General features: G+C 45.2%; 11 protein-coding genes. 10 read left to right on the plus strand and 1 reads right to left on the minus strand.

What is annotated here, in order from left to right:
* The first annotated feature begins 348 nt into the window (after window positions 1–348).
* The 8 genes from gltB (at window position 349) to R7E38_RS10240 (ending at window position 10,983) form a co-directional block, all read left to right on the plus strand.
* The gene (gltB, locus tag R7E38_RS10205; RefSeq protein ID WP_226083814.1) at window positions 349–4,812 is read left to right on the plus strand and encodes a glutamate synthase large subunit; all 4,464 of its coding nucleotides are present in this window, start codon (window positions 349–351) and stop codon (window positions 4,810–4,812) included.
* Window positions 4,813–4,832: 20 nt separating this feature from the next.
* Entirely contained in the window at window positions 4,833–6,245 is a 1,413-nt protein-coding gene (locus tag R7E38_RS10210; RefSeq protein WP_053304346.1) for an FAD-dependent oxidoreductase, read from the plus strand.
* A gap of 91 nt (window positions 6,246–6,336) precedes the next feature.
* On the plus strand, window positions 6,337–6,765 hold the full coding sequence (locus R7E38_RS10215; RefSeq protein WP_017633627.1) for a DUF1499 domain-containing protein: 429 nt from the start codon (window positions 6,337–6,339) through the stop codon (window positions 6,763–6,765).
* A gap of 63 nt (window positions 6,766–6,828) precedes the next feature.
* Window positions 6,829–7,524, plus strand: coding sequence for a 5'-methylthioadenosine/S-adenosylhomocysteine nucleosidase (gene mtnN, locus R7E38_RS10220; protein WP_005381837.1), 696 nt, complete (start codon window positions 6,829–6,831; stop codon window positions 7,522–7,524).
* An 11-nt stretch (window positions 7,525–7,535) separates the two neighbouring features.
* A complete protein-coding gene (locus tag R7E38_RS10225) occupies window positions 7,536–8,489 on the plus strand; it encodes a cobalamin biosynthesis family protein (protein ID WP_017821477.1) in 954 nt (317 codons plus the stop codon).
* The gene (gene btuF, locus R7E38_RS10230) at window positions 8,489–9,310 is read left to right on the plus strand and encodes a vitamin B12 ABC transporter substrate-binding protein BtuF (protein WP_226083830.1); all 822 of its coding nucleotides are present in this window, start codon (window positions 8,489–8,491) and stop codon (window positions 9,308–9,310) included. The genes R7E38_RS10225 and btuF overlap by 1 nt, the downstream gene beginning before the upstream one ends.
* A gap of 69 nt (window positions 9,311–9,379) precedes the next feature.
* Window positions 9,380–10,000, plus strand: coding sequence for a TRIC cation channel family protein (locus R7E38_RS10235; RefSeq protein WP_005387377.1), 621 nt, complete (start codon window positions 9,380–9,382; stop codon window positions 9,998–10,000).
* 128 nt (window positions 10,001–10,128) lie between these two features.
* Window positions 10,129–10,983, plus strand: a complete 855-nt coding sequence (locus R7E38_RS10240) for a LysR family transcriptional regulator (RefSeq protein ID WP_017821479.1) — start codon at window positions 10,129–10,131, stop codon at window positions 10,981–10,983.
* Here the strand turns inward: R7E38_RS10240 and R7E38_RS10245 are convergent.
* Window positions 10,925–11,704, minus strand: coding sequence for a TSUP family transporter (locus R7E38_RS10245; protein ID WP_017821480.1), 780 nt, complete (start codon window positions 11,702–11,704; stop codon window positions 10,925–10,927). The two genes, R7E38_RS10240 and R7E38_RS10245, sit on opposite strands and share 59 nt — an antisense overlap.
* Window positions 11,705–11,953: 249 nt before the next feature.
* Between R7E38_RS10245 and R7E38_RS10250 the strand changes: the two genes are divergently transcribed.
* Together R7E38_RS10250 and R7E38_RS10255 are read left to right on the plus strand one after the other, a co-directional pair.
* A complete protein-coding gene (locus tag R7E38_RS10250) occupies window positions 11,954–12,868 on the plus strand; it encodes a hypothetical protein (RefSeq protein ID WP_025768414.1) in 915 nt (304 codons plus the stop codon).
* The gene (locus tag R7E38_RS10255) at window positions 12,858–13,277 is read left to right on the plus strand and encodes a hypothetical protein (protein WP_155396149.1); all 420 of its coding nucleotides are present in this window, start codon (window positions 12,858–12,860) and stop codon (window positions 13,275–13,277) included. The genes R7E38_RS10250 and R7E38_RS10255 overlap by 11 nt, the downstream gene beginning before the upstream one ends.
* Window positions 13,278–13,347: the final 70 nt, after the last annotated feature.

Here is a 13,347-nt window from a genome sequence, read left to right on the forward strand (position 1 = left end):
TTGACCAGCATTTTATGCTGGTCTTTTTTATCTCCCACAGAATCAAATGTTACTTTTTTGTAACAATCAATTTTCTATCTATTTGAAATTATTAAACTATTTTAGCTTATTAAATGGTAAATCGCATATTCACGTGATGATCCACTAATAACTTGACCTTTTTTACAATAAGCTATAGCTTGTGAAGTTGATGAAAATAAAACACTCAAAAAATGTTAAATATTTCACAACTTCTACTGAATAATTATACATAAAGCTATAAAGATGACGCATAGTTAGTCATCGATATCAACGTAAGCAGTGTTGATATATCTGTCGGGATGACGGATAAGCAAAGGGAGAATTGCAATGGCTCTTTATGATCCAAGTCTTGAGAAAGACAACTGTGGATTTGGCTTGATCGCGCATATGGAAGGCGAACAAAGCCACAAGCTGGTACGTACAGCAATTTCTGCACTTGACCGCATGACTCACCGTGGTGGTATCGCCGCCGATGGTAAAACTGGTGATGGTTGTGGTCTTCTATTACAAAAGCCCGATTCCTATTTACGTCTTATTGCCGAAGAAAATGGTTTCAACCTTGGCAAGCAATACGCCGTAGGGATGATTTTCTTCAACCAAGATCCAGTCAAAGCTCAACTCGCTAAAGACATCGTCAACAAAGAACTGGCGCAAGAGACGCTAACTGTGGCTGGTTGGCGTGAAGTACCAACTAATTCAGAAGTACTCGGTCCAATTGCGGCCAACTCGCTTCCAAATATTCAGCAAGTCTTTGTCTCTGCACCGGCAGGTTGGCGCGAACGCGACATTGAACGTCGTCTCTACATCGCACGCCGTCGCATCGAGAAACAAATCACCGAAGATCTGGATTTCTACATCTGTAGCTTATCGACTCAAGTTTTGGTGTACAAAGGCCTATGCATGCCTGCGGACTTACCGCGCTTTTATCTTGATCTTGCCGATCTACGTATGGAATCTGCTATCTGTCTGTTCCACCAGCGTTTTTCTACCAACACTCAACCGCGTTGGCCATTAGCTCAACCGTTCCGCTACCTTGCTCATAATGGTGAGATCAATACCATTGAAGGTAACCGACAATGGGCACGCGCTCGTGCTTACAAGTTCTCGTCACCACTGCTGCCTGACCTACAAACTGCAGCACCGTTTGTGAACGAGACAGGCTCAGACTCGTCTAGCCTAGATAATATGCTAGATCTCTTCTTAGCTGGCGGCATGGATATCTTCCGTGCCATGCGTATGCTCGTACCGCCAGCATGGCAAAACCACCCGGATATGGATCCGGATTTGCGTGCGTTTTACGATTTCAACTCCAAACACATGGAACCATGGGATGGCCCAGCAGGTATCGTACTGTCCGATGGTCGTTATGCTGCTTGTAACCTAGACCGAAACGGTCTACGTCCTGCGCGTTATGTAATTACCAAAGACAAGCTGATCACTCTGGCATCTGAGGTAGGGATTTGGAATTACGCCCCAGATGAAGTTGCCAAAAAAGGTCGTGTAGGTCCGGGGGAATTGCTCGTCATCGACACTCGTAAAGGTAAGCTTTGGCAATCTAGCGAGATCGATAATGATCTGAAATCTCGTCACCCTTATCGCGAATGGATGGAGAACAACGTTCGCAAACTAACGCCGTTCTCTCAGCTGCCTGAAGATCAAGTAGGTGAGCGTAGCTTTGATGAAGACTTGCTTAAGACTTATCAAAAGCAGTTTGCCATGAGCAATGAAGAAGTCGATCAAGTATTGCGTGTCCTCGGTGATATGGGGCAAGAAGCCGTCGGTTCGATGGGTGATGACACCCCGATGGCGGTTCTTTCTTCGAAAGAGCGCTTGGTGACTGACTACTTCCGTCAGAAGTTTGCTCAGGTCACCAACCCACCAATCGATCCGCTGCGTGAGAAACACGTCATGTCGCTGGCGACCAGCATCGGCCAGGAGATGAACGTCTTCTGTGAAACCGATGGCCACGCGCATCGTGTAACCTTTGATTCTCCAGTACTGCTCTATTCAGACATGCAGCAACTACTAGAGCTGAGTGACGATCATTACCGTAATACCATTCTCGATATCAACTACGATCCACAACAGAAAGATCTCAAACAAGCCATTGATGATCTGTGTGAGCAAGCAGAACAAGTCGTTCGTGAAGGCACGGTTTTAGTGGTTCTTTCGGACAGAGCCTTGGTCAAAGGTAAGTTGCCAATTCCGGCAGCAATGGCAGTCGGCGCCGTTCAAACTCGTCTGATTGACGCGAACTTACGTTGCGATGCCAACATTGTTGTCGAAACCGCAACAGCCCGTGATCCACACCAATTTGCCGTCTTGCTTGGTTTTGGTGCCACTGCGGTTTACCCATACCTTGCTTATGAAGCGTTAGGTAAACTGATTGATGATAAAGTACTAGAGAAAGACTACCGCGATGTGATGCAAAACTACCAATACGGCATCAACAAAGGCCTGTACAAGATCATGTCGAAAATGGGGATCTCAACCATCGCCTCTTACCGCTGCTCACAACTGTTTGAAGCAGTTGGCTTGAGCCAAGATGTGGTCGATCTGTGTTTTAAAGGCGTCACAACTCGAATTGAAGGCGCGAATTTTGACGACTTCCAGCAAGATCTTACAAACTTATCTCGTAAAGCATGGGCGAAACGCAAATCGATTGATCATGGCGGCTTGTTAAAGTACGTCCATGGAGGTGAATATCATGCTTACAACCCGGATGTCGTCGGCACGCTGCAACAGGCCGTTAAATCTGGCGAAAGTAACGACTATCAGAGCTTTGCTAAGCAGGTAAACCAACGCCCTGTTGCCATGCTGCGTGACTTAATGTCGCTGAAAAAATCAGACTCACCGCTTCCACTTGAGCAAATAGAACCACGCACTGAACTGTTCAAACGCTTTGACTCAGCGGCAATGTCCATTGGCGCACTTAGCCCAGAAGCGCATGAAGCACTTGCAACGGCGATGAACCGTCTTGGTGGTTACTCTAACTCGGGTGAAGGCGGTGAAGATCCTCGCCGTTTCGGTACTGAGCGTAACTCACGTATCAAACAGATTGCTTCTGGCCGATTTGGTGTAACGCCGCATTACCTGGCTAATGCGGATGTACTGCAAATCAAGGTGGCACAAGGTGCGAAACCGGGTGAAGGTGGACAGCTACCAGGACACAAAGTCACCGCAGAAATCGCAAAACTGCGTTATTCGGTACAAGGCGTGACTCTGATCTCCCCTCCTCCGCATCACGATATCTATTCGATTGAAGATTTGGCCCAGCTGATCTTCGACCTTAAACAAGTCAACCCGAATGCGCTGGTTTCGGTAAAACTCGTCTCCGAGCCAGGTGTCGGCACCATCGCAACGGGTGTAGCCAAGGCTTACGCTGATCTTATTACCATTTCGGGTTACGACGGTGGTACCGCAGCAAGCCCATTAACTTCGGTAAAATACGCTGGTAGCCCTTGGGAGTTGGGGTTGGCAGAGACACAACAAGCTCTGGTTGCTAATGGTCTGCGTCATAAGATCCGCCTACAGGTAGACGGTGGTCTAAAGACTGGTTTAGACGTAGTTAAAGCCGCAATTTTAGGTGCAGAAAGCTTCGGTTTTGGTACTGCGCCAATGGTCGCTATGGGTTGTAAGTTCCTACGAATTTGTCACCTCAACAACTGTGCAACTGGGGTTGCGACTCAAGACGAGACACTGCGTAAAGAATACTTCAAAGGTCTACCAGAAATGGTGATGAATTACTTCATCGGCCTGGCAGACGAAGTGCGCGGATTACTCGCCGAACTTGGCGTTGAAAAGCTGACGGACTTGATTGGTCGTACCGATTTACTTGAGGCAGTAGAGGGATTTACAGCGAAACAGACCAAGCTGGATCTATCCAATATTCTAGAAGCTCCAGTATCACCTGAGGGCCATCCGCTATTTTGGACAGAGCCAAACAAACCGTTTGATAAAGCTGAGCTCAACCAAAAGATCGTTGATGATGCCATGCATGCGGTCGAAAACAGTCAATCGGCAAGTTTCTTCTACAATGTCATCAACACTGATCGTTCTGTTGGTGCACGCTTATCTGGCGAAATAGCAAAACGCTATGGCAACCAAGGGTTGGCGGCTTCCCCTATCAAAATCTATCTTGACGGCACCGCAGGCCAGTCCTTTGGTGTTTGGAACGCAGGTGGTGTAGAGCTTTACCTCACGGGCGATGCGAACGACTACGTGGGCAAAGGCATGGCGGGTGGTAAAGTGGTTATCAAACCTCACCTTGGCACTGCATTTAAGTGTAATGAAGCAACCATCATTGGTAACACCTGTCTGTACGGCGCGACCGGCGGTAAACTATTTGCAGCCGGTAAAGCAGGTGAGCGTTTCGGCGTACGAAACTCAGGTACGATAGCCGTCATTGAAGGTGCTGGCGATAACGCTTGTGAGTACATGACTGGCGGTATTGTTGCCATTCTTGGTGCGACAGGTGTGAACTTTGGCGCGGGTATGACCGGGGGCTTTGCCTATGTTCTGGATGAAAACCAAAGCTTTGAAGGTCGAGTCAATACTGAGTCAGTAGAAGCCATCTCATTGTCCGATCTTTACATCCACCAAGAACATTTGCGTGGCCTAATTGCGGAACACCTTGAAGAAACAGGGTCGAGTCATGCTGAAAATATTTTGGCGAACTTTGATGAATGGATTCCAAAGTTCTATTTGGTGAAACCACAAGCGGCAGATCTTCGCACGCTACTTGGTCACCAGAGCCGCAGTGCTGCAGAGCTGCGTGTTCAAGCACAGTAATCATGGAGGATGTTTGAATCATGAGCCAGAACGTTTATCAATTTATCGATGTGCAGCGTGTAGATCCTGCGAAAAAGCCTATCAAAGTTCGTAAGATCGAGTTCGTTGAAATCTATGAACCGTTCACTAAACAACAGGCGACTGCACAAGCGGATCGCTGCTTAGATTGTGGCAACCCATATTGTGAATGGAAATGCCCAGTCCACAACTACATCCCTCAATGGTTAAAACTTGCCAATGAAGGCCGTATTCTTGAAGCGGTTGAACTATCGCATCAAACCAATAGCCTACCGGAAGTATGTGGGCGCGTTTGTCCTCAAGACCGCCTATGTGAAGGTTCATGCACGCTTAATGATGACTTTGGTGCCGTCACCATCGGTAACATAGAAAAGTACATTACTGACAAAGCGTTTGAAATGGGCTGGAAGCCAGATATGTCCAAGGTGGAGTGGACCGATAAAAAGGTTGCAATCATTGGAGCTGGCCCAGCTGGCTTGGCTGCCGCGGATATCCTAGTGCGCAATGGCGTTAAGCCAGTCGTGTTTGACCGCTACCCTGAAATTGGAGGCCTTCTGACCTTCGGTATTCCTTCATTCAAGCTTGAAAAAGGCGTGATGGAAAACCGCCGTCGTGTGTTCACTGAAATGGGCGTCGAGTTCCGCATGAACATGGAAGTAGGCAAAGATGTCCAAATGCAAGAGCTACTTGATGAATACGATGCTGTTTTCTTGGGCGTTGGCACCTATAAATACATGCGTGCAGGTCTAGATAATGAAGATGCGCCGGGTGTGTATGACGCGCTGCCATTTTTAGTTTCGAACACCTACAAAGTCATGGGTCTTGAGAGTAACCAACCCTTTATCGATATGGCAGGAAAGAAAGTCGTCGTACTGGGTGGTGGTGATACCGCAATGGACTGCGTTCGTACCTCAATTCGCCAAGGTGCCTCCAACGTAGTTTGTGCTTATCGTCGTGATGAGGCCAACATGCCAGGCTCTCGTCGCGAGGTAAAAAACGCAAAGGAAGAAGGCGTGAAGTTCATGTTCAACCTTCAGCCTTTGGGAGTTGAAGTGGATGCGTCAGGCAAAGTCTCGGGGGTCAAAGTGGTGAAAACCGCACTTGGTGAACCTGATGAAGCGGGTCGCCGACGCCCAGAGCCCGTTGAAGGCAGCGAGCACGTTCTACCAGCAGACGTTGTTATCATGGCGTTTGGTTTCCAGCCGCACAAAATGGACTGGTTAGCACCGTTTGATGTCGATTTGGATCAGTGGGGTCGTATCAAAGCCCCTGCGAAGCAAGAGTTCCAATTCCAGACCAGCAATGAAAAGATCTTCGCGGGCGGCGATGCGGTACGAGGTTCTGATCTTGTCGTAACCGCAATTGATGAAGGACGAAAAGCGGCAGAAGGCATCCTCGATTACCTCGAAGTTTAATCACTGTTAACGTATCAAAAAGGATCCTACTATTGGATCCTTTTTTCTTTTATTACATATAATTAAATTCCTATGATAAGGGATAAAACCAATGAAAAAAGCCGCTCTCCTTTCCATTACTTTGCTCGGCTTAACCGCTTGTAGCCAAGGAGTCAAAACCATGACGGATCGTTCTCAATCACCTTGTGGTGACAAACCAAACTGCGTCTCCACCCAAGACACGCGAGAAAAATACAACCTAACGCCATTTATCTTAGTTGATTCAGCGAACATCGACGCTATTGAGCAAGTTGCGCTTGAACTGCCAGGCGCGAAAACAGCGGTGAAAGAAAGCAACTACCTTCGTATCGAGTGCACATCTAAAATCATGCGCTTCGTGGATGACCTCGAACTAAAAATAGCAGGAGACCAACTGATTGTGCGCTCGGAATCTCGTGTGGGCTACTCTGACTTTGGCGTAAACAGAAAGCGCGCCGATCAATTACGAGAAAAGCTCACTCAAGCGAAGCTCATCAAATAGAAAACTGCCAACGGGGAGTGCTATACTCTCGGCCAACTAAAATATTTACTTAAAGAGAGTGTTATGAAAGTTGGTATCATCGGTGCGATGGAACAAGAAGTGACCATCCTGAAGCAAGCAATTACAAACTGCAAAACTGTAAATAAAGCAGGTTGTACGTTTTTCTCTGGTCAAATTAACGATGTTGAAGTCGTCGTACTACAATCGGGCATCGGTAAAGTTGCAGCGGCAGTGGGCACGACAATCCTTCTTGATGAATACCAACCAGACGTTGTGATTAACACAGGCTCTGCTGGCGGTTTCGATTCAAGCTTAAACCTTGGCGATGTAGTTATCTCTACAGAAGTTCGTCATCACGATGCAGACGTAACCGCTTTTGGTTATGAGATTGGCCAAATGGCCGGTCAACCAGCTGCATTCAAAGCGGATGACAAGCTAATGGACTTAGCCGAAAAAGCCCTAGCACAAATGGAAAACACTCATGCGGTTCGCGGCCTAATTTGTACTGGCGATGCGTTTGTTTGTACTGCTGAGCGTCAAGAGTTTATTCGTAAACACTTTCCGTCTGTTATCGCTGTAGAAATGGAAGCATCTGCTATCGCTCAAACTTGTCACCAATTCAACACACCGTTTGTTGTTGTGCGTGCAATCTCTGATGTCGCTGATAAAGAATCACCAATGAGCTTTGATGAGTTCCTACCTCTAGCAGCAAAAAGCTCTTCCGAAATGGTATTCAAAATGCTGGAACTCATTAAGTAAACGACTCATTCATGGAAGAAGTTTTTCAGTCATTTTATGCCAACGGTGCGCTCCTTATAATGTGGGGCGCACTGATCTTGCACCTTCTAGTGCCAATCCCCCATTCAGCGCACCCCATCACTTTATGGCGAAAGCTAGCAGAACAGCTAGCCAACAAAGTGAACAATAATCACAATTACTCACAGAGTGTAATCTCAGGCAGTCTTGCACTAGGCTTGATGCTGTTTCCTTGCTTGATATTACTGATTGCAGTAAAGCCATTTGTTTGGCAAATCCCTTTATATGAACTGGTTCTATTGATCCTTGCGCTAGACTGGCGCAACAGCGAAACGTTAACGAAACAGCTCGTCACAAGTATCTCTTCGGAAGACAAAGCCCAATGTCGAGCATTACTGCAACCATATCTTAATCGCGACACTGGTAACCTCTCGATCGTTGGCATAGGTAAAGCTGGCTCAGAAACCCTGATTATGGGATACAGCCGCAACGTGATCGGCGTGCTATTTTGGTACGCACTAACAGGTGGTATTGGTGCGCTAATGTATCGACTCACAACAGAATTAGCGCGAGTGTGGTCCCCTAGCCGACGCCAATATTTGCCCTTTGGTAAACCTGTGATTCAACTGGTTGCTACTCTGGATATTATTCCACTTCGTCTCTTTGCCATACTTTTAGCTGCCGGAAAGAATACAAGTAATGTGCTCTCTGGAATACAACAGCAAGCGAAGTCTTGGCCCTTACCAGGACCTAGCTGGGTGTTATGTACTATCGGACACAAACTACAACTGTCTTTATGCGGCCCTGCTATCTATCAAGGTGTGCGTGCAGAGCGCGCAAAAATCGGTGGGCGTATTGCGCCATCGGCTATTCACCTTTCACAAATACATACGCTGCTCGTTTGGCGCGTCCTGGCTTGGATCGCAATCCAAAGTTTGCTTTTAGGAATAATTTATCAAGGATTATGATGAATAAATTATGCTTCGCATTAACGCTGTTTGTTTCGACAGCGACCTTCGCTCAACCCGCTCAACGCATTATAAGTTTAGCTCCACATGCCACCGAAATTGCCTTTGCAGCAGGGCTAGGAGAGCAGCTTGTTGCTGTCAGCGAAATGAGCGATTATCCAGAACAGGCAAAGCAGCTAGAAAGAGTCTCAAATTATCAAGGAATTAAATTAGAGCGCATTATTGCTCTTCAGCCGGACTTAGTGATTGCTTGGCCAGCCGGAAACCCCGCTAAAGAGTTGGAGAAAATTAAACAGTTCGGTATTCCTATCTATTACTCCACTACAGGTTCATTAGAAGATATCGCCAATAATATTGAGCAACTCAGCCAATACAGCGAAACTCCACAAGTAGGAAAAAAGGCCGCTGAAGATTTTAGAACGCAGCTGAGTACACTAAAAGAACAGTACAACACGAACGAGAAAGTTAGTTACTTTTATCAGTTGAGTGAAAAGCCTATCATCACTGTCGCTGGAAAGAACTGGCCAAGTGAAGTCTTTACTTTTTGCGGTGGTGAGAACATTTTCGCCGCATCCAGCGCGCCTTATCCTCAAGTTAGCATCGAGCAAGTCATTACTCGCCAGCCAGAGGTTATTTTTACTTCTCGTCACGCAATGAGTAACGATGGTATGTGGGCTGAGTGGAGTAATGAGCTTCTTGCTCTTAAAAACAAACACATCTGGCCCCTAAACTCTGATTGGATTAACCGTCCGACACCACGCACATTGAACGCGATCAAGGAAGTGTGTGAGCACTTTAAAAGCGTTCGTCAAAAACGCTAACGATTTCGTGGCAAATACCGTACAATTTCCGCCCATTTTTTCTCACACTATTTAAAGGTACTAAGTAACATGGACTCCATGCTGCTTTATATGATCGATTTGTTCGGTACCGCTGTTTTCGCTATCTCTGGCGTATTACTGGCGGGCCGTTTAAAAATGGATCCATTCGGCGTTATCGTGCTCGGCAGTGTGACTGCTATAGGTGGCGGAACAATCCGAGACATGGCGCTTGGTGCCACTCCCGTATTTTGGATAACAGATACGACTTACTTATGGGTGATATTTGTTACGTGTCTACTAACCATGCTTGTTATTCGAAGACCCAAGCGACTCTCATGGTGGGTATTACCCGTTTGTGATGCCATCGGTCTCGCTGTATTTGTGGGAATAGGAGTAGAAAAGGCACTCGCCTACAATGCATCTGGGATGGTCGCGGTGATAATGGGAGTTATTACTGGCTGTGGCGGTGGCATTATACGAGACGTGCTGGCTCGCGAAGTTCCTATGGTATTAAGAAGTGAAGTCTATGCTACGGCATGTATTATTGGCGGCATCTTCCATACGATGGCGGTAAACATGGGTTATGACCACTCAACGGCTTTACTCGCTGGTGTAATCTCAACGCTCATTATACGTCTCGGTGCGATTCGTTGGCATCTATCCCTGCCAACTTTCGCCATTAACCGTTAAACACCAACAACATCACTCATCATGGAGTCAACCAAGTGTCGGCTCCTCTCATTTATGCTCATTTGATTCGCCAATTCTTGGGCAATTCGCTAAATTATCTCAACCATTCCTAACTTTCATTAATCATTATGTTGCTTGAAGGTATTGAAACGTTACTTGTCCTCAGTAAAGAAAAAACCATGAGCCGCACAGGCAGTCAACTCTATATTAGTCAATCTGCCGTGAGTAAACGTATTTCAAATCTAGAGAAGAAGTTAGGAAAAAAATTGATAGAGCCAAATGGTCGGCACATAAAGCTGACCTCCGATGGCCTTGCGCTCATCAACACGATCGAGCCAACGTTCAATGAGTTAAGAGGTCAGATCTATGATCAACAACAAATAGAAGATACTTCTTTGATCAAGATAGACTGCTCTGAAACCTTAGTCGCTGGATACCTCAGCATGATCATGGCAGAACACTTTGCCCATGATCAGTACATACGAATATCGACCAATCATACGCCACGCATTATTGAGAATGTGAAATCAGGCAAAGCAACATTGGGATTTTGCGCTGGCTATCTGCCACCTCATCATGGATTAATGAGCCTTCACCTCGCCGATGAACCTTTCTCAATTGTCAGTCGACATTCACTTTCACAACTACCTAAAGCTATTTTGACCAATGACCTAACTAACCCTGCCAACACATATCAACAAGCTATTTTATCCAAACACGGAATCGAACCTTTGATGGAAATGGATTCGTATACTGCGGCAGCACAACTGGCTTTGGGAGGTATGGCTCCCGCTTTAATCCCTAAATCTATCCTAACGACACTTAATATCACATCTAAGTTCTGCTATGACTTTGAAGAGCTAGATCAGTTAGTTCGACCAATACATATCTGCTTACGTCACAGCACATATCGTAGCGAACGAGTTAAAGCACTGACAGAATCCATTGCTGATGTTGTTGCCAAAGAAGTTTCGTTGCCATAAGCATCGACATCACTATAACTAGAGGACGAATCCATTTTTGCCCTTTACTTACCACGACCTTCGCCCCTAACTGAGCACCAAGAAAACCGCCAACAGCCATAGTTAAGCCAAGCTTCCACACTGGCAACCCAGCTAAGATAAAAAAGAGTAGTGCCGCTATGTTTGACGTGAAATTGAGGATTTTGGTTCTAGCTGTGGCTTCGACCAAAGAAAAGTGACCTAGTGCAACAAAACAAACAGTAAAAATAGATCCAGTCCCAGGGCCAAAAAAGCCATCATAGAAACCGATCCCGCCACCAATGCATAGCGCAAACATCGCTTCAGATAACTTTGGTTCTCCATCGATTTTTCGCGTACTTGGCGCGAGTAAAAAATAGAGGGAAATGGCTATCAAAAGAACAGGGATCAAACTGGTGAGTACGCTAGCATCAATAAACTGCACAGCCTCGGCACCGATTGCAGCGCCTATAAAAGTGCAGAGTATCGCAAAACGCATTTCCTTTAAGCTAACAATACCGTTACGCACGAAATACCAGCTAGCAGAGAAACTGCCAAACGAACTTTGTAACTTATTGGTCGCTAGAGCTTGAGTCGGACTCAACCCCGCAGCCAAAAGCGCAGGGAGCGTAATGAGCCCTCCCCCACCAGCCATCGCATCAATAAAGCCTGCGGCAGTCGCAACCAAAAATAAGGCCAACAAAATTTCAACCGTGATTTCCACTACACTTCCTTTTTGAAGAGGTATCAAAGAGGAAGAAACGGTAGCACTTATTCACAAAACTACCAATGGAAAGTCAAGACACCAATCTATTCCTAATTTTCATCAGTTAATAAATCTAGAGAATGATACATTAAAAATATCAATTACATCCAAATATAGAGCCTCACCTCAAGAGCCTCTTAATATTTTGATAGAAAAAGAAAATGCTGTCTTAATAGGAAATATTTAATCTGATAAAAAACGAAAATAATGGAAGCCTTACTGACTCGACCATCAATAAAAGAACAGCAATTACGCTTAAAAATCGAACAGATAGTGAATATTAATCAGCTATTCAGCGTTATTGACGCTAAACCAGAGACTAGCGGTGCGGGTGTAATTTATATTGATAACAAATTCACCGTTGTACGCTTAAGAGACTTTAAATCCACATGCCATATCAATCCTACCTTTATCATTCTACGAGAACCGATAAAATTACAATCATCTCAAGAATTTGCAAAAAAAATAAAACAGGAAGAGTCAAAATCAAGATTCAATCAAGAGCTTCTATCAGCGAGCATTAGCTGTATTGGTGCAGCGATTGGCTGGATTGGGGTAGTTGGTTCGGGGCTAACAATACCAGTAAGTGGTCCTGTGGGCGTAACTATGTCCTATATCTCACACGCCGCTACTGTTGCTGCCACAGCTCAATGTGCTATTGGAGTAGCAAGAACCCGTATGGTATCTAAATCACCAGACAAATTATCGGATATAGACAGTAATGAGTGGTATCAAAATACAACTAAAGCTTTAGATTACATCTCCTTAGCTGGAGCGGGCGCTAGTGGATATCAAACGATAAAAATGGTTCAATCTCTTAAGCAAACCACTAAGAAAGGCGTTCCCGAGATTCTAAAAGGCTTAAACAGACAAGAAAGAACAAGATTAACTAAAGAAATCATCCGTAAAAACCTTCCGAGCATTTCGAATAAAGCTCGTAAACAGCTAATGTTGTCAGGAGAAATTCCTAAGAGGTATTCACAAGCAACAATATCCGCATCCATTTCTCATCAGCTTCTAGATGCAATTGGAGGCTCAATTAGCATAGTAGGAAGCGGTTATTCGGGAGAGTTAAGAAATCTTGCTATTGGAATCTATGAGGAATTGAAAGTTGAATACTAAATCAATTAGCATAGCAAACATCTCACTAAGTATATGTTTATACTTGGCATTGACTATTGGTCTGGCTATTAGCTTAAGCATTTGGAATGACTGGTTTTCTTTCACTCAACACATTGCTCTAGATACTTACCTCCTTACATTGGGAGCTATTACGGTTGTTGTTGTATGCATTCCAAACATTCTGACAATAAGCAAAGGATTAAGTGTTGCTGCAAAAATAAACTTACTTACTATCTCTTTTATCATTCTCACTTGCAGCATTAATTTTGTTGTAGCAAATGGTAGTACTATTTCTTCATCTTTGGGTACATTGCTTGCCATCATTAGCTTAATGATCTTCAAAAGCGAAGCATACCAATCGTTCCTAGCACACTTTAATGCTCTTCATTTTAGAAAAACCTCGATATAAAAAAGCCCGCTCAAATGAGCGGGCAATGAGGTTGTCATGTAAGCCCTGATTAATGAGCTTACTGATTTTT

Source organism: Vibrio sp. Vb2131 (genome assembly GCF_033338535.1).
Lineage (GTDB): Bacteria > Pseudomonadota > Gammaproteobacteria > Enterobacterales > Vibrionaceae > Vibrio > Vibrio alginolyticus.